Here is a 17,794-nt window from a genome sequence, read left to right as displayed (position 1 = left end):
AAATGATTAGTCTGACAACCCTTGATCTTTTACTGTCAATAAACGAAGGAGAGATGATAGAAGAGATCATATTAACGCTTTTAGCTTCACCTCAGTTAGCTATCTTTTTTGAAAAACATCCTCGCTTGAAACGTGCACTACTAAAAGATATCCCTGGCTGGAAACACGATTTACAGCAAAGGATTAAAGAAGCGCTCATTCCTGCAACTCTAGCAGAAGAATTTCAGTTATATCAACAAGTACTGTCTGCCAATACAAATCATTTTTACCTTAAACTTCCCGATATTTTAGAAACTCTGAACCGAATTGAATCCCCTTTTAGTGAAGAAGCACAGAAACTCGCAACCAACACCATTGCTGATTCAAATACACTACAAACCCTATTTATTCAACGATGGAGGATCAGTTTGATCCTGCAAACTACAACCTTCCAGAAGCAATTGTTGGAGCAAGAAAAAGAGCAATTACTGGCAGAACTGCAACAAAGGCTGACACTAAGCGGTAATCTTGATCCTGTTTTTAGTGAAAATGATAGGGCAACAGGACGATTATGGGATATGAGCAAAAGTCAGTTAAATCATTCCCAAAATGATAAGCAGTTATTGATCCGCTATAGTGAATTTCTTCACCAACAGCCGGAACTGAAAAAATTAGCTCAATTACTTGGACGTAGCCAATCTGCAAAATCAAAACCACAAGAAAACCATTCTTTCGAACCAGTTACTACAATCGAACGAACACCCGATACCGTTCCTGAACAGGTAAATGGTATCGGACAAAGTGATGATATTCTGCGCCTGTTGCCAATAGAATTAGCGATATTAGGAATTGAAGATCTGGAATATGAGTTTTATCGCAAATTAGTGGAAAAAAAACTCCTGACCTATCGCTTACAAGGTGATAACTGGCGAGAAAAAACAACATTACGGCCAGTCACTTATTATAGCCAGGAAGAAAGACCACGAGGACCATTTATTATTTGTGTAGATACTTCCGGTTCTATGGGGAAATTCAATGAAAAATGCGCCAAAGCCTTTTGTTTAGCACTGTTACGCATTGCTCTAGCTGATAATCGCAACTGTCATATCATGCTATTTACGACAGGAATTGTGCACTATGAACTATCTTCACCAGATGGTCTGGAGCAAGCTATTCGTTTTCTCAGCCAAACTTTCAAAGGAGGGACAGATCTCGCTTTTTGTCTGACAAGCACAATAGAAAAAATGAAAGAAAAATGTTGGAAAAATGCTGATGCTGTTGTTATCTCAGATTTCATTGCTCAGCGTCTGCCAAACTCACTAATCCATCAGATAAAAAATCTGCAACTGCATCAGCAACACCGCTTCCATGCGGTCTCCATGTCCCAATATGGTAAGCCAGATATTATGCGGATATTCGATCATATCTGGCACTTTGATACCGGACTTAAAAGCCGTTTACTGAGAAAATGGCGTCACTAACTTGAATCAAAGCATATCTTCTACAGTTTCGCGTACTTCAGGTGACCAGATACTGCACTGAACTTGACCAATGTGTTTCATTTGCAGCAGTAACATCACTAAACGGGATTGACCAATACCGCCACCAATAGACTGCGGCATGTCGCCTTTGAGTAACGCCTGGTGCCAATCATATTGTAAACGCTCTTCATCACTAGTCAGTGCTAGCTGACGCTCCAATGCTTCTGCATCAACACGGATACCCATAGAAGAGATCTCAAACGCATCCTCCAAAACAGGGTTCCAGACAATGATGTCGCCGTTTAGGCCAACAAAACCATCGCTGTTTGGTGTCGTCCAGTCATCATAATCAGGCGCACGCACATCATGAGATTGACCATCAGATAATTTCGCACCAATACCAATGAGGAAAACAGCACCTAATTCTTTAGCAATAGCACGTTCACGGCCTTTTGCATCCAGATCCGGATAACGGCTCAGAAGCGTTTCACTATGAACAAAGTGAATTTGATCTGGCAGGAACGGTGCCAGACCAAACTCTTTGCTGACAGCTTTTTCTGTTTCTTTTATTGCTTCGTAAATTTTACCTACTGTCTGTTTAAGATAAGCAAGTGAGCGTTGCCCATCTCCCATCACTTTTTCCCAATCCCATTGATCAACATAAACAGAGTGAATTGGTGTTAAGCGATCCTCATCTGGACGCAATGCTTTCATGTGAGTGTAAAGCCCTTGTTCAGGCTGAAAGCCAAAACGACCCAGTGTCTTACGTTTCCATTTAGCCAACGAATGTACTACTTCGAAAGTTGAATCCGGTAAAGTTTTTACTTTTACCTGAACAGCTTTTTCATGGCCGGACAAGTTGTCCTGAATACCATCTCCCAAACAACTTAGGATTGGCCCCTGTACTTCAATCAGACCCAGTTTGCTTTCCAGCAGACGGGAAAAGAAAGATTTCACAAAACTGATTTGTTGCTGCTTTTCAATAAACGACTTTTTCATAATGTTATTCTCTAATTTTTTAGGTGGCCCTGATGTCCTGTTGGAAACATTAAGCAATAAAATGAGGGATAAATTCAATATACTTTAATAAAAATAGACTTTATGATTCATAAAATTCATTTTTAAGATTAAAAAATGAAAATTCCTTAAAAAAAGGGGCTGAAAATGGCAGAAATTTATCAGATCGATAATCTAGACCGTGACATACTTCACGCTTTAATGGACAACGCACGTACACCTTATGCCGAACTAGCAAAGAAATTTGCTGTCAGTCCGGGAACAATTCACGTTCGCGTGGAAAAAATGAAGCAAGCAGGAATCATTACCGGTACCAGAGTCGATATCAGCACAAAACAACTTGGTTATGATGTGTGTTGCTTTATTGGCATTATTCTTAAGAGTGCTAAAGATTACCCATCAGCTCTGAAAAAACTAGACAACCTGGGTGAAGTAGTTGAGGTTTACTACACAACAGGCCACTACAGCATCTTTATTAAAGTTATGTGCCGCTCAATTGAATCCCTTCAAGATGTACTTATCAACAAAATACAGACTATCGATGAAATTCAATCAACAGAAACCCTGATCTCCTTACAAAACCCGATCATGCGAACAATCAAGCCATAAAATAAAATTTGTTATAACCACATTATCCACAGGTAGATCCCAATAGATTCACAGCGTACAATAGCGGCTCTTGAAATCTGTTGGGATCACTATGGCCACTATTACCTTAATCAGCGGCAGCACGATGGGCAGTGCTGAATACGTAGCTGAACATATGGCTGAAATTCTGGAAGATGCTGGTTTCTCCACTAAAATGCTACATGGCCCCTCTTTAGATGAACTTCCTCAAGAAGGAATCTGGCTAGTCGTCACATCTACACATGGAGCAGGAGAATTGCCAGAAAATATACAACCATTGGCCGCAGAAATTTCTGACCAAAAACCTGATCTCAGCAAGGTAACGTTTGGCGCTGTTGGCCTTGGTAGTTCCGAATACGATACTTTTTGCGGTGCAATAAGATCATTTGACCAACTATTGATAGAAAATGGTGCTAAACGTCTCGGTGATCGTCTGGAAATTGATATTCAACAGCATGAGATCCCCGAAGATCCAGCAGAAGAATGGGTTAAAGATTGGGCAAACGCACTCTAATAAGAACAAAAAAACAGCAAACGATTGTGGATAACTTATCTAAAAAGCCGGGGTTAACCCGTAGTTATCCATAGTATAACTATATGACAATGATCACCCTGTGAATAACTACCGATTTAGATCCCAGTTTATACCTTGTAGGATCACGGATCATTCACAACAAATGATCCTTTACAGCTTTATGATCTTTCTAAGGAAAAATAACTTATCCACAAAAGATCATGATCCTAATAAAAGATCTAATAAATAGATCTTTAAATAAAAAAGATCTTCTTTTAATTACCGGTGATCTCACCCACTTGGTCTATCACTGAAACTTGAGTAGAATTCTCCTCCCTTAATGCAACACTGAGCATTTTTATAACTAAAGGTTCATCACCATGTTTTATCCAGAACAATTTGACGTCATTATTATCGGTGGTGGTCATGCCGGTACTGAAGCGGCTATGGCAGCCGCTCGTATGGGCCGTCAAACCTTATTGCTGACCCACAATATTGACACTTTGGGCCAAATGTCATGTAACCCAGCCATTGGTGGGATCGGTAAAGGGCATCTGGTTAAAGAAATTGATGCGCTTGGTGGCTTAATGGCTAAAGCAACTGACCAAGCTGGTATCCAATTCAGAACTTTAAATGCCAGTAAAGGGCCCGCAGTTCGTGCAACACGTGCTCAAGCGGATAGGGTTCTCTATCGTCAAGCTGTACGCATGGCATTGGAAAACCAACCTAATCTAATGATCTTTCAACAACCTGTAGAAGATCTTATTGTTGAAAATGACACAGTTACTGGCGCAGTGACACGCATGGGCCTTAAGTTCAGAGCTAAAGCTGTTGTTTTGACTGTAGGAACATTTCTTGACGGTAAAATCCACATTGGTTTGGAAAACTATAGTGGTGGAAGGGCCGGTGATCCCCCAGCCATTTCGTTGGCACAGCGCTTACGTGAGTTGCCTTTACGTGTAAACAGATTGAAAACAGGAACACCACCACGTATTGATGCCAGAACTATTGATTTTAGTCAGTTAACACAACAACTAGGTGATTATCCAACTCCAGTATTCTCTTTCCTTGGAAATGTGAAACAACATCCACAACAAATACCGTGTTACATCACCCATACGAATGAAAAAACCCACGATGTGATCCGCAATAATCTGGATCGTAGCCCAATGTATACGGGGATCATTGAAGGGATCGGTCCTCGCTATTGTCCTTCAATCGAAGATAAAGTCATGCGTTTTGCAGATCGTGATGCTCACCAGATTTTCCTTGAACCTGAAGGATTGACTAGCAATGAAATCTATCCAAATGGTATTTCTACTAGCTTACCATTTGACGTACAGATGCAAATTGTTCACTCCATGAAAGGAATGGAAAATGCTCGCATTATTCGTCCTGGTTATGCAATAGAATACGATTTCTTCGATCCAAGAGATCTGAAACAAACATTAGAAAGTAAATTTATCCACGGTCTATTTTTTGCTGGACAAATCAACGGCACGACGGGTTATGAAGAAGCTGCTGCTCAAGGACTCTTGGCTGGCCTTAATGCAGCTCGTTACGCTTCAGAAGAAGAAAGTTGGTTCCCTCGCCGTGATCAAGCTTATATTGGTGTTTTAGTTGACGATTTATGTACTTTAGGGACTAAAGAACCATACCGTATGTTTACTTCTCGTGCCGAGTATCGCTTGATGCTACGTGAAGATAATGCAGACCTGCGTTTAACAGAAAAAGGCCGTGAGTTAGGGTTGGTAGATGATTCACGTTGGGAACATTATTGTCGTAAAGTGGAAATGGTTGAACAAGAACGCCAGCGTTTACGTAATATTTGGATTCACCCTAATTCAAATAATCTTGATGACATAAACAATATATTGAAAATGCCATTGTCGAAAGAGGCTAATGGTGAAGATCTACTGCGTCGTCCTGAAATGAACTATGAACTTTTGACCTCATTGCCCCTGTTTTCTCCAGGTCTTGAAGAACCACAAGCCGCTGATCAAGTTGAAATTCAGGTCAAATATGAGGGATATATTGCCCGCCAGCAGGAAGAAATCGAAAAACAGCTACGTAATGAAAACACATCATTACCGGTTGATCTCGATTACCGCCAAATTAGTGGTCTTTCCAATGAAGTTGTCGCTAAACTCAATGATCATAAACCGAGTTCAATTGGTCAGGCTTCACGTATTTCAGGAGTAACACCTGCGGCAATTTCAATTTTACTTGTGTGGTTGAAAAAACAAGGATTATTGCGCCGCAGTGCTTGAGAGGATCTTGATTATGCTTAACAAACTAGAATTGTTGCTGACCAAAGCAGGAATAGAATTGTCGCTACAGCAAAAACAGCAGCTTGTAGCCTATGTTGATATGCTCAATAAGTGGAATAAAGCTTACAATCTCACGTCGGTACGTGAGCCAGAGCAAATGCTGGTGCGTCATATCATGGACAGTATTGTTGTCAGCCCTTATTTGCAAGGTCATCGTTTTATCGATGTGGGTACAGGTCCAGGGTTGCCAGGTATTCCGTTAGCTATTGTTCGTCCAGATTCTCATTTCACATTGCTGGATAGTTTAGGTAAAAGGGCGAGATTTTTGCGTCAGGTTCAGCATGAACTTGATTTGGTAAATATTGAACCAGTACAAAGCAGGGTTGAAGCGTATTCTTCTGAACTACCTTTTGATGGCGTAATAAGCCGTGCTTTTGCTTCGTTACAAGATATGGTCTCTTGGTGCAGTCATTTGCCTGAGCCTATTCATGGGTGTTTCTATGCACTTAAAGGTGTGCTTCCAGAAGAGGAGCTGACTATGTTGCCTTTTGGAATTTCTATCGATTCGGTTATTAAATTAGATGTTCCTGAACTGGAAGGGCAACGTCATTTGGTTATCCTTAAATCAAACTGATTTTGTTATTTGTCAATAAAGTTATAAATAATTAGTGATGTTGAGCACAATTATACTGTAGTCAGCATCGTTAATTATGGTTTGCCTCGTTTCAGCTTTAATTTACCGAGTTATTACATGAAAATAACGTTATCTTGATATTAAGATAGTTGAACCTTTAAAAATCAGATAAAGCGTTTTTTCATCAGATTCACTTTTTTAAACTAGATAAAAATTAGCTTGGTGATTTAAGTCATAATATAATCACTCTTTTGTATAGAATTAAATTAACCAATTGATTTTATTATTAATGTATTTTATTTTTATTTACTGTGAATGTTAAAGATAATTAACAAATGAAAAATTTATGTGATTTAAATCACATTTAAGTCTGAAATGTATGAAATTATTAAAAACAAGGAATCAGGACAGTCATTAGCTTGCAATCTGGCACTAAAATAAAAAATTTAAATAATTGTTCACCTTTTCGCTACTTATGGATTGAATTCATTTTGGTGGCCCGTATAATTTGCACGTTTTTGTCACTTGACACTCTTAAGCAAAGGCAGTTTTATACAACCTTTAGCAAAACCTGATATGCAAGGCGTACAAGGGGAGAAAACAAAAGTCATGTCTGTATCCCTTTACAGCGGTAAGATTGCACTGAAGCTGCTTTTTTTGCAGTTAATGACTTTTGTTGTTCTCAGTGTGGCTTTTTGTACCAAAAGTATAGAATGGGGCGCTTCTGCTTTTGCTGGTGGGTTAGCATGTTGGTTACCTAATGCCATATTCATGCTGTTTGCCAGTTTTCAAAAAGCAAAAGAAGAAGAGGTTTCTGTACGTATTGCATGGTCTTTCGCTGTTGGCGAAGGGTTGAAAGTTATTATTACAATAGCTGTGCTGGTTGTTGCTTTAGGCGTGTTTAAAGCGGCGTTTGCACCACTAGGTTTAACTTATTTAGCGGTGCTGATTGTGCAAATCATCGCACCTGCTGTGATAAACGGTTAGGTTTTCAACAATAAAAGGGTAAGAGGCATCATGTCTGCATCAGGAGAAGTTTCAACTGCAAGGGACTACATAGGCCACCACCTGAATAACCTTCAGTTGGACCTACGTACCTTTGAGTTGGTCGATCCCAACTCTGGTGGTTCTGCAACGTTTTGGACGTTGAACATTGACTCGCTTTTTTTCTCAGTCGTATTAGGGATTTTATTTCTGTATGTATTCAGAAAGGTTGCGGTTAATGCCACCAGTGGCGTACCTGGCAAACTTCAGACTGCTATAGAATTGATCATGGGTTTTGTTGATAACAGCGTTCGTGATATGTATCACGGCAAGAGCAAGGTTATTGCCCCCTTGGCACTGACAGTGTTCGTTTGGGTGTTATTAATGAACGTGATGGACTTATTGCCAATCGATTTTCTCCCTTATATCGGTGAACATTTCTTTGGTTTACCTGCTCTGCGTGTCGTGCCAACAGCAGATGTCAGTATTACCTTGTCGATGGCTATTGGTGTCTTTGTCCTCATCCTCTACTACAGCATTAAGATGAAAGGGATTGGTGGTTTTACAAAAGAGCTGACTTTACAGCCTTTTAATCATCCACTATTTATTCCAATTAACTTAATTCTGGAAGGCGTTAGCCTGCTTTCAAAACCGGTATCACTCGGTCTGCGACTGTTTGGTAACATGTATGCGGGTGAATTGATCTTTATTCTTATAGCTGGTCTGTTACCGTGGTGGTCGCAGTGGTTACTGAGCCTGCCTTGGGCTATTTTCCACATACTGATTATTACGTTACAAGCCTTTATTTTCATGGTTCTGACGATTGTTTATCTGTCGATGGCATCTGAAGAACATTAATTTTTTACCACAATAACTAACTGTGTTTTAACTGAAACAAACTGGAGACTGTCATGGAAAACCTGAATATGGATCTGCTGTACATGGCTGCCGCTGTAATGATGGGCCTAGCGGCAATCGGTGCTGCGATCGGTATCGGCATCCTCGGAGGTAAATTTTTGGAAGGCGCTGCTCGTCAGCCAGATTTAATCCCTCTTCTGCGTACACAGTTCTTTATCGTTATGGGTCTGGTTGACGCCATCCCAATGATTGCTGTGGGCCTTGGCTTGTACGTAATGTTTGCTGTCGCGTAGTTTGTAGAAATAATCTGAAACTACGTCAACTCATTAATTTGAAAAGAGGTATTGTGCTGTGAATATTAATGCAACAATCCTCGGCCAGGCCATTGCGTTTGTCTTGTTTGTTATGTTCTGTATGAAGTTCGTATGGCCACCGATCATGGCGGCCATAGAAAAACGTCAAAAAGAAATTGCTGACGGTTTATCTTCTGCGGAACGTGCCAAAAAGGACCTGGACTTAGCGCAAGCCAATGCGACCGACCAAATGAAGAAAGCGAAAGTGGAAGCTCAGGTCATCATTGAACAGGCTAATAAACAAAAAGCCCAGATCCTTGATGATGCAAAAGCGGAAGCTGAGCAGGAACGTAACAGAATCGTAACGCAAGCTCAGGCAGAAATTGATGCCGAACGTAAGCGTGCTCGGGAAGAGTTGCGTAAGCAGGTCGCTATGTTGGCTATCGCAGGTGCCGAGAAAATCATCGAACGTTCCGTGGATGAAGCTGCTAATAGCGACATCGTTGATAAACTGGTCGCTGAACTGTAAGGAGGGAGGGGCATGTCTGAATTCGCTACTGTAGCTCGCCCCTACGCCAAAGCAGCTTTTGACTTTGCTGTGGAAAAACAATCGCTTGAACAATGGCAGAATATGCTGGCGTTCACAGCTGAGGTGACTCGTAATGAGCAAGTTGGTGAGCTGCTTTCCGGTTCATTGGCATCGGAAACATTAGCTAATACCTTTATCGCAATTTGCGGTGAACAGGTCGATGAACATGCTCAGAGCTTTATTCGTGTTATGGCAGAAAACGGTCGCTTACTGGCATTGCCGGAAGTTTTGCAGCAATTTATTCAATTGCGTGCATCACTTGAATCAACCGTTGATGTTGAAGTGATTTCTGCCACCGAATTGAGAGAACAACAGCTGGCTAAAATTTCTGTAGCGATGGAAAAACGTCTGTTACGCAAAGTTAAGCTGAATTGCAAAATTGATAAGTCTGTTATTGCTGGTGTGGTTGTCCGCGCAGGTGATTTGGTGATCGATGGCAGTATTCGTGGCCGTTTAGATCGCTTAACAGACGTCTTGCAGTCTTAAGGGGACTGGAGCATATGCAACTGAATTCCACCGAAATCAGCGAACTGATCAAGCAGCGCATTGCTCAGTTCAATGTAGTGAGTGAAGCTCACAATGAAGGTACGATTGTATCCGTTAACGACGGTATCATTCGTATTCACGGTTTAGCCGAAGTTATGCAGGGTGAGATGATCGCACTGCCTGGCAATCGTTATGCAATCGCCTTGAACTTGGAGCGTGACTCCGTAGGTGCGGTTGTAATGGGTCCGTATGCTGACTTAGCAGAAGGTATGAAGGTCAAATGTACTGGCCGTATTCTTGAAGTACCTGTTGGTCGTGGTCTGCTTGGTCGTGTAGTAAACACGCTGGGGGAGCCAATTGATGGGAAAGGCCCTGTTGAGCATGATGGTTTCTCTGCTGTTGAAATGATCGCTCCAGGTGTTATCGACCGTCAATCTGTTGATCAGCCGGTACAAACTGGTTATAAATCCGTTGACGCTATGATCCCTATCGGTCGTGGTCAACGTGAACTGATTATCGGTGACCGTCAGACGGGTAAAACAGCACTGGCTATTGACGCAATAATTAACCAACGTGACTCAGGCATAAAATGTGTCTATGTCGCAGTTGGTCAGAAAGCTTCTACTATTGCGAACGTTGTTCGTAAATTAGAGGAGCATGGTGCTCTTGCCAATACTATTGTGGTTGTTGCAACTGCTTCAGAATCTGCGGCATTACAATACCTGGCACCATATTCGGGTTGTGCAATGGGCGAATACTTCCGTGACCGCGGTGAAGATGCGCTGATTGTTTACGATGATTTGTCTAAGCAGGCTGTAGCTTATCGTCAAATTTCTCTGTTGCTCCGTCGTCCGCCAGGACGTGAAGCATTCCCAGGTGACGTTTTCTATCTGCACTCTCGTTTACTGGAACGTGCGGCACGTGTTAATGCTGAATATGTGGAAAAATTCACTAATAGTGAAGTGAAAGGTAAAACCGGTTCTCTGACGGCCCTGCCTATCATTGAAACTCAGGCAGGTGACGTATCAGCATTCGTACCAACAAACGTTATTTCAATTACTGATGGTCAGATTTTCTTGGAATCTAGTTTGTTCAATGCGGGGATTCGTCCAGCAGTTAACCCAGGGATTTCCGTATCCCGTGTAGGTGGCGCTGCTCAGACTAAAATCGTTAAGAAATTGTCTGGGGGCATTCGTACTGCTCTGGCTCAATATCGCGAACTGGCAGCGTTTTCTCAGTTTGCTTCTGACCTTGATGATGCAACCCGTAAGCAGTTGGATCATGGTCAAAAAGTAACTGAATTGCTGAAACAGAAACAGTATGCGCCAATGTCTGTTGCACAACAGTCGTTGTCTCTGTTTTCTGCGGAACGTGGTTATCTGGAAGATATCGAAATTGCTAAGGTTATTGATTTCGAATCTGCGTTGCTTGCATATGCCAACCGTGAACATGCTGATCTTCTGAAAGAGATTGACCAGTCTGGTGGTTACAACGAAGAGATCGAAGCAAAGCTGAAAGCTCTGCTGGATTCCTTCAAGGCAACTCAATCCTGGTAACACTATTCGGCCCGGTTTAATTAAACATGGGCCGTCTGGTTAATGAGGAGAATCAGGAATGGCCGGCGCAAAAGAGATACGTACCAAGATCGCCAGCGTGCAAAACACGCAAAAAATCACTAAAGCGATGGAGATGGTTGCTGCGTCCAAAATGCGTAAAACGCAGGATCGCATGGCGGCCAGTCGTCCTTATGCAGAAACCATACGCAGCGTGATTGGTCACCTTGCGTTAGGTAATCTGGAATATAAACATCCATACCTTGAAGAGCGTGAAACCAAACGTGTCGGGTATCTGGTTGTTTCTACCGATCGTGGCTTGTGCGGTGGTTTGAATACTAATCTGTTCAAAAAACTGCTTTCAGAAATGAAAGACTGGTCTGATAAAGGTGTCCAGTGTGATCTGGCGCTTATCGGCTCTAAAGCTACCTCTTTCTTTGCTTCTGTTGGGGGCAACGTTGTTGCTCAGGTAACAGGCATGGGAGATAACCCTTCACTGTCTGAATTGATCGGGCCAGTGAATATCATGCTGCGGGCATACGATGAGGGACGTCTGGATAAACTGTATGTGGTGACAAACAAGTTCATCAATACAATGTCCCAGGAACCGACTATTACTCAGTTATTACCTCTGCCTGCCGGAGATGATGAAACACTGAAGAAGAAATCCTGGGATTATTTATACGAACCTGATCCTAAGGCGTTGCTAGATATACTGCTGCGTCGTTATGTAGAATCGCAGGTTTATCAGGGCGTCGTTGAAAACCTGGCTAGTGAACAGGCCGCACGAATGGTGGCGATGAAAGCCGCAACTGATAATGGTGGTAGCCTGATCAAAGAGTTGCAGTTGGTTTATAACAAAGCTCGTCAGGCCAGCATAACTCAGGAGCTGACCGAGATTGTCTCGGGCGCTTCCGCGGTTTAACAGCTAGGTTTATGAATTACGTAGAGGATTCAAGATGGCTACTGGAAAGATTATCCAGGTAATCGGCGCCGTGGTGGACGTCGAATTCCCTCAAGATACCGTACCAAAAGTATACGATGCTCTTGAGGTTCAAAACGGCGAAGCTAAGTTGGTGCTGGAAGTTCAGCAGCAGTTGGGCGGCGGCGTTGTTCGTTGTATTGCAATGGGTACTTCTGATGGCTTAAGCCGTGGTTTAAGTGTCACTGATTTAGGCCATCCAATTGAAGTTCCGGTTGGTAAAGCGACATTGGGCCGTATCATGAACGTATTGGGTGAACCAATCGACATGAAAGGCGATATCGGTGAAGAAGAGCGTTGGGCTATTCATCGCCCGGCTCCAAGCTATGAAGAGTTATCTAACTCTCAAGAACTACTGGAAACCGGTATTAAGGTAATGGACCTAATTTGCCCATTCGCTAAGGGTGGTAAAGTTGGTCTGTTTGGTGGTGCGGGTGTAGGTAAAACCGTAAACATGATGGAGTTGATCCGTAACATTGCGATTGAGCATTCGGGTTACTCTGTATTTGCCGGTGTAGGTGAACGTACTCGTGAAGGTAACGACTTCTACCACGAAATGACAGACTCTAACGTACTGGATAAAGTATCTCTGGTATATGGTCAGATGAACGAGCCACCAGGAAACCGCCTACGTGTTGCGCTGACTGGTCTGACAATGGCTGAAAAGTTCCGTGATGAAGGCCGCGATGTTCTGTTATTTGTTGATAACATCTATCGTTATACTTTGGCGGGTACTGAAGTATCTGCGCTGCTTGGTCGTATGCCATCTGCGGTAGGTTATCAGCCAACTCTGGCGGAAGAAATGGGTGTTCTGCAAGAACGTATTACTTCTACCAAAACCGGTTCTATTACCTCCGTACAGGCTGTTTATGTACCGGCGGATGACTTAACTGACCCATCTCCGGCAACGACTTTTGCGCACTTAGACGCAACCGTAGTTTTGAGTCGTCAGATCGCTTCTTTGGGTATTTACCCTGCGGTTGATCCGTTAGATTCTACCAGTCGTCAGCTCGATCCATTGGTTGTTGGTCAAGAGCACTATAATGTTGCTCGTGGCGTTCAGTCTATCCTGCAACGTTATCAGGAGCTGAAAGATATTATCGCCATCTTGGGTATGGATGAACTGTCAGAAGACGATAAGCTGGTAGTTGCGCGTGCTCGTAAGATCCAGCGCTTCCTGTCTCAGCCATTCTTCGTTGCAGAAGTCTTTACTGGTTCACCAGGTAAGTTCGTTTCCCTGAAAGACACTATCCGTGGCTTTAAAGGTATCTTAGACGGCGACTATGACCACTTACCAGAACAGGCGTTCTACATGGTTGGCACCATCGAAGAAGCTGTGGAAAAAGCGAAGAAACTTTAATACGGCTGACCGGAGGTTGACATGGCTGCAATGACTTACCATCTGAATGTTGTCAGTGCTGAAAGCCGGATGTTTGAAGGTTTGGTACAGAAAATTCAGGTGACAGGTAGTGAAGGTGAACTGGGCATTTACCCAGGACATGCTCCGCTACTGACTGCCATAAAACCTGGCATGGTACGTATTGTTAAGCAGTTCGGTGAAGAAGAGGTCATTTACCTTTCTGGGGGTATCCTTGAGGTACAACCGAGCGGCGTTATCGTACTGGCTGACACTGCGATCCGTGGTAAAGATTTGGATGAAGCTAAGGCGTTGGAATCTAAACGTAAAGCTGAAGAACACATCCGTAATTCTCACGGTGATGTTGACTATGCTCAGGCATCAGCTGAATTGTCTAAAGCGATTGCGAAACTTCGTGTAATCGAGTTAACAAAAAAAGCGATGTAATACAGGCAGTTAAATAAAAAAGCCAGTTGGTGTGAGCTAACTGGCTTTTTTGTATTGCGAAATATGTAGTAATTTATCTTATAAACAGGTTTACTTTTCTCTCTTAAATTAGAGTTATCGGGTTTCTTATGTCTAACAGTGCAAAAAGTGTTGTGATCCTTGCCGCGGGTAAAGGAACCCGCATGTACTCTGATCTCCCTAAAGTGCTGCACTTGCTGGCCGGTAAACCTATGGTTCAGCATGTGATTGATACTGCAATGGCAATAGGGGCTAAAAATGTTCATCTGGTTTATGGACATGGAGGAAACCTGATGAAGCAAACCCTTTCTGATCAAACACTAAATTGGGTATTACAAGCAGAGCAGTTAGGGACTGGTCATGCAATGCAGCAGGCAGCGCCATATTTCGCTGATGATGAAGATATTTTGATACTGTATGGTGACGTGCCTCTTATTGGTACAGATACCCTTGAACGCCTGCTAGCGATTAAACCTGACGGTGGTATCGGTTTATTAACGGCAATTTTGGATAATCCAACAGGTTATGGTCGTATTGTTCGTGAAAACGGAGAAGTAACTGGTATCATTGAGCAAAAAGACGCGACTGAAGAACAACGTAAAATCAATGAAATAAATACAGGTATTCTGGTTGCTAATGGTGGTGATTTAAAACGTTGGTTGGCCCAATTGGATAATAACAATGTTCAGGGTGAATACTACCTGACTGATGTGATTGCACTAGCTTATAAAGAAGGTCGAAAAATTGAAGCGGTGCACCCAACTCGCTTGAGTGAAATGGAAGGTGTAAATAACCGCCTTCAACTTTCCGCTCTTGAGCGTATTTATCAATCTGAACAAGCGGAACAATTATTACTAGCGGGTGTTATGTTGTTGGATCCTGCTCGTTTTGATTTACGTGGCACACTAATTCACGGCCGTGATGTGGTTATTGATACTAATGTCATTATTGAGGGTAATGTAGCCCTTGGTAATAACGTACAGATTGGTACCGGTTGTGTGTTGAAGAATTGCATCATTGGTGATGATTCTATTATTAGCCCCTATACAATAGTTGAAGATTCTGAAATGGAAACTAGTTGTACTGTTGGGCCTTTTGCACGTTTACGTCCTGGTTCTAAACTCGCTGAAAAAGCCCATGTAGGGAATTTCGTTGAGATGAAGAAATCTTATTTGGGTAAAGGTTCTAAAGCTGGACATTTGACTTATCTTGGCGACGCAGACATTGGCCGTGATGTAAATATTGGTGCAGGTACTATTACCTGTAACTACGACGGCGCTAATAAATTCAAGACCATTATTGGTGACAATGTTTTTGTTGGTTCTGATACTCAGCTTGTTGCTCCGGTGACTGTTGCTAAAGGCGCTACAATCGGAGCGGGGACAACAGTGACAAAAAACATCGCTGAAAATGAGCTGGTTGTAAGTAGAACTAAACAAACACATATTCAAGGGTGGAAACGCCCGGTGAAAGAAAAAAAATAAAATAATAATCCCCACTCTACAGGCTCGGGGACCGGAAAAACCGGAAAACAATCAGGCTCTTGACATATAAAGGGCTTTCATCAGCCCTATTTTTAGGAATAAAACTGATGTGTGGAATTGTTGGTGCAGTAGCACAACGAGATATTGCAGAAATCCTGATTGAAGGACTTCGTCGTTTGGAATACCGAGGTTACGACTCCGCTGGCTTGGCGGTTGTTGATAACGAAAAAAATATGTTTCGCCTGCGTGAAGTCGGTAAGGTACAAGTACTTGCTGATGAGGTTGGTAAGCAGCCAGTCCTTGGTGGGACAGGTATTGCTCATACCCGTTGGGCTACACACGGCGAACCAAACGAGAAAAATGCTCACCCGCATGTATCTGATTATATTGCTGTTGTTCACAACGGTATTATTGAAAACTATGAAGAATTACGCGTTCAATTAATTGCACTCGGTTATCAGTTTATCTCGGATACTGATACAGAAGTTATTGCCCACCTTGTTCATTGGGAACAAAAACAAGGTGGTACTTTGTTGGAAGCTATTCAACGAGTTATTCCTCGGTTGCGTGGTGCTTATGGTGCAGTCATCATGGATAGCCGTGATCCTGGAACAATAATTGCTGCAAGATCGGGTAGTCCTTTGGTTATAGGCTTGGGCGTTGGAGAAAACTTTCTGGCGTCTGATCAGTTGGCGCTATTGCCTGTTACTCGTCGTTTTATCTTTCTTGAGGAAGGGGATATTGCTGAAGTAACTCGTCGTACTGTGCGTATTTTTAATGCTCAGGGCAAACCGGTTGAACGGGAACAGATTGAATCCAATATTCAGTATGATGCTGGTGACAAAGGTGTCTACCGTCATTACATGCAAAAAGAGATCTATGAACAGCCAATGGCAATTAAAAGCACTCTGGAAAGACGCTTGAGTCATGGGCAGGTAGATTTGTCTGAGCTTGGTCCTAACGCAGCTAAATTATTATCTAAAGTAGAGCATATTCAGATAGTTGCTTGTGGTACATCCTATAACGCAGGTATGGTTTCCCGTTATTGGTTTGAAGCATTGGCTGGTATTCCTTGTGATGTGGAAATTGCTTCTGAATTCCGTTACCGCAAATCAGCACGCCGTTCAGGAAGCTTACTTATCACCTTGTCTCAATCGGGCGAAACCGCAGATACATTGGCAGCCTTGCGTTTATCTAAAGAACTTGGCTATCTCACATCATTGACTGTTTGTAACGTAGCGGGTTCTTCTTTAGTACGTGAATCTGATTTTGCTCTGATGACCAAAGCCGGTGCAGAAATTGGCGTTGCTTCAACTAAGGCGTTTACAACTCAGCTAACAGTATTATTGATGCTGGTGGCTTACCTTGGACGCTTGAAAGGTGTTGATGCAGAGCAGGAGCAAGAAATTGTTCATGCATTACATGCACTGCCAAGCCGTATCGAAAGCATGTTATCGAAAGATAAAATTATTGAAGCGCTGGCGGAAGATTTTTCTGACAAACACCATGCTTTATTCCTTGGTCGTGGTGATCAATATCCGATTGCGGTTGAAGGCGCTCTGAAATTAAAAGAGATTTCTTATATCCATGCTGAAGCTTATGCTGCTGGTGAATTAAAACATGGCCCACTGGCACTGATTGATGCAGATATGCCGGTTATCATTGTAGCTCCGAATAATGAACTGTTAGAAAAACTGAAATCTAATATCGAAGAAGTACGTGCTCGTGGTGGATTGCTATATGTTTTTGCTGATCAGGACGCGGGTTTTACTGATAGTGAAGGAATGAAGATTATTCCGTTGCCGCATGTTGAAGAGCTGATCGCACCAATATTTTATACAGTACCACTGCAATTGCTTTCCTATCATGTTGCTCTGATCAAAGGAACTGATGTTGATCAGCCTCGTAATTTGGCTAAATCAGTGACCGTAGAATAATCGTTTTATAATAAGAAGTTGAAAAAAGCCTCTGTATTTTCAATGTACAGAGGCTTTTTTTGAGCTGAGAAAATTTATCATTATTTTGTTGCTGATAAAAATAAATCACGCCATTGTAATGTTATATTATTATAATTTGGCGAAATTATGAAGCCAGATATCCATCCAAACTACTGGGTAGTTGTATTTTAATACCTACTTTGCAATTGGCTGAGCGATTCCAGAAAAAATTCGGGCGTTTTATTGATAGAACTCACAGCTTATAACTTCGGGTTTACTGTCCA

At 42.3% G+C, this 17,794-nt stretch carries 17 protein-coding genes; 16 read left to right on the top strand and 1 reads right to left on the bottom strand.

Features of this window, described 5'->3' with window-relative positions:
• Positions 1 to 2: 2 nt before the first annotated feature.
• On the top strand, positions 3 to 1,460 hold the full coding sequence (gene viaA / locus ACGF49_RS20660; RefSeq protein ID WP_113041875.1) for an ATPase RavA stimulator ViaA: 1,458 nt from the start codon (positions 3 to 5) through the stop codon (positions 1,458 to 1,460).
• A gap of 6 nt (positions 1,461 to 1,466) precedes the next feature.
• On the opposite strand, the gene asnA is transcribed toward viaA, so the two are convergent.
• A complete protein-coding gene (gene asnA / locus ACGF49_RS20655) occupies positions 1,467 to 2,459 on the bottom strand; it encodes an aspartate--ammonia ligase (RefSeq protein ID WP_112872187.1) in 993 nt (330 codons plus the stop codon).
• A 165-nt stretch (positions 2,460 to 2,624) separates the two neighbouring features.
• Here asnA and asnC point away from each other — a divergent pair, with 165 nt between their 5' ends.
• The 15 genes from asnC (at position 2,625) to glmS (ending at position 17,510) form a co-directional block, all read left to right on the top strand.
• Positions 2,625 to 3,086, top strand: coding sequence for a transcriptional regulator AsnC (gene asnC, locus ACGF49_RS20650; RefSeq protein WP_112872186.1), 462 nt, complete (start codon positions 2,625 to 2,627; stop codon positions 3,084 to 3,086).
• A gap of 91 nt (positions 3,087 to 3,177) precedes the next feature.
• Positions 3,178 to 3,618: an FMN-binding protein MioC gene (mioC, locus tag ACGF49_RS20645; protein WP_112872185.1), complete on the top strand. Its 441-nt coding sequence runs from the start codon at positions 3,178 to 3,180 to the stop codon at positions 3,616 to 3,618.
• Between the two features lie 380 nt (positions 3,619 to 3,998).
• A complete protein-coding gene (gene mnmG / locus ACGF49_RS20640) occupies positions 3,999 to 5,888 on the top strand; it encodes a tRNA uridine-5-carboxymethylaminomethyl(34) synthesis enzyme MnmG (RefSeq protein ID WP_112872184.1) in 1,890 nt (629 codons plus the stop codon).
• Positions 5,889 to 5,901: 13 nt separating this feature from the next.
• Positions 5,902 to 6,522 carry a 16S rRNA (guanine(527)-N(7))-methyltransferase RsmG gene (gene rsmG / locus ACGF49_RS20635; protein WP_113041874.1) on the top strand — a complete coding sequence of 207 codons (621 nt, stop codon included), beginning with the start codon at positions 5,902 to 5,904 and terminating at the stop codon, positions 6,520 to 6,522.
• A 609-nt stretch (positions 6,523 to 7,131) separates the two neighbouring features.
• On the top strand, positions 7,132 to 7,509 hold the full coding sequence (atpI, locus tag ACGF49_RS20630) for a F0F1 ATP synthase subunit I (RefSeq protein WP_112878716.1): 378 nt from the start codon (positions 7,132 to 7,134) through the stop codon (positions 7,507 to 7,509).
• Between the two features lie 30 nt (positions 7,510 to 7,539).
• Positions 7,540 to 8,364 (top strand): F0F1 ATP synthase subunit A, encoded by an 825-nt coding sequence (gene atpB, locus ACGF49_RS20625; protein ID WP_105397418.1) that lies wholly within the window; start codon positions 7,540 to 7,542, stop codon positions 8,362 to 8,364.
• A 53-nt stretch (positions 8,365 to 8,417) separates the two neighbouring features.
• Positions 8,418 to 8,657 carry a F0F1 ATP synthase subunit C gene (gene atpE, locus ACGF49_RS20620; protein ID WP_000429386.1) on the top strand — a complete coding sequence of 80 codons (240 nt, stop codon included), beginning with the start codon at positions 8,418 to 8,420 and terminating at the stop codon, positions 8,655 to 8,657.
• Between the two features lie 58 nt (positions 8,658 to 8,715).
• Positions 8,716 to 9,186: a F0F1 ATP synthase subunit B gene (gene atpF, locus ACGF49_RS20615; RefSeq protein WP_011144457.1), complete on the top strand. Its 471-nt coding sequence runs from the start codon at positions 8,716 to 8,718 to the stop codon at positions 9,184 to 9,186.
• Positions 9,187 to 9,198: 12 nt separating this feature from the next.
• Complete coding sequence (gene atpH / locus ACGF49_RS20610; protein ID WP_113041873.1) at positions 9,199 to 9,732, top strand: F0F1 ATP synthase subunit delta; 534 nt, start codon at positions 9,199 to 9,201, stop codon at positions 9,730 to 9,732.
• Positions 9,733 to 9,746: 14 nt separating this feature from the next.
• Positions 9,747 to 11,288: a F0F1 ATP synthase subunit alpha gene (gene atpA / locus ACGF49_RS20605; RefSeq protein WP_113041872.1), complete on the top strand. Its 1,542-nt coding sequence runs from the start codon at positions 9,747 to 9,749 to the stop codon at positions 11,286 to 11,288.
• 58 nt (positions 11,289 to 11,346) lie between these two features.
• Positions 11,347 to 12,210, top strand: coding sequence for a F0F1 ATP synthase subunit gamma (gene atpG, locus ACGF49_RS20600; RefSeq protein ID WP_112878700.1), 864 nt, complete (start codon positions 11,347 to 11,349; stop codon positions 12,208 to 12,210).
• 34 nt (positions 12,211 to 12,244) lie between these two features.
• Positions 12,245 to 13,627 (top strand): F0F1 ATP synthase subunit beta, encoded by a 1,383-nt coding sequence (gene atpD / locus ACGF49_RS20595; RefSeq protein ID WP_011144453.1) that lies wholly within the window; start codon positions 12,245 to 12,247, stop codon positions 13,625 to 13,627.
• Positions 13,628 to 13,648: 21 nt separating this feature from the next.
• A complete protein-coding gene (locus ACGF49_RS20590) occupies positions 13,649 to 14,071 on the top strand; it encodes a F0F1 ATP synthase subunit epsilon (RefSeq protein WP_011144452.1) in 423 nt (140 codons plus the stop codon).
• A gap of 128 nt (positions 14,072 to 14,199) precedes the next feature.
• Positions 14,200 to 15,573 carry a bifunctional UDP-N-acetylglucosamine diphosphorylase/glucosamine-1-phosphate N-acetyltransferase GlmU gene (glmU, locus tag ACGF49_RS20585; RefSeq protein WP_113041870.1) on the top strand — a complete coding sequence of 458 codons (1,374 nt, stop codon included), beginning with the start codon at positions 14,200 to 14,202 and terminating at the stop codon, positions 15,571 to 15,573.
• A 107-nt stretch (positions 15,574 to 15,680) separates the two neighbouring features.
• Positions 15,681 to 17,510, top strand: a complete 1,830-nt coding sequence (gene glmS, locus ACGF49_RS20580) for a glutamine--fructose-6-phosphate transaminase (isomerizing) (RefSeq protein WP_113041869.1) — start codon at positions 15,681 to 15,683, stop codon at positions 17,508 to 17,510.
• Positions 17,511 to 17,794: the final 284 nt, after the last annotated feature.

The sequence above is a fragment of the Photorhabdus sp. RM96S genome, from assembly GCF_042879335.1.
Classification (GTDB): domain Bacteria; phylum Pseudomonadota; class Gammaproteobacteria; order Enterobacterales; family Enterobacteriaceae; genus Photorhabdus; species Photorhabdus kayaii.
This window is presented reverse-complemented; position numbering and strand designations above follow the sequence as displayed.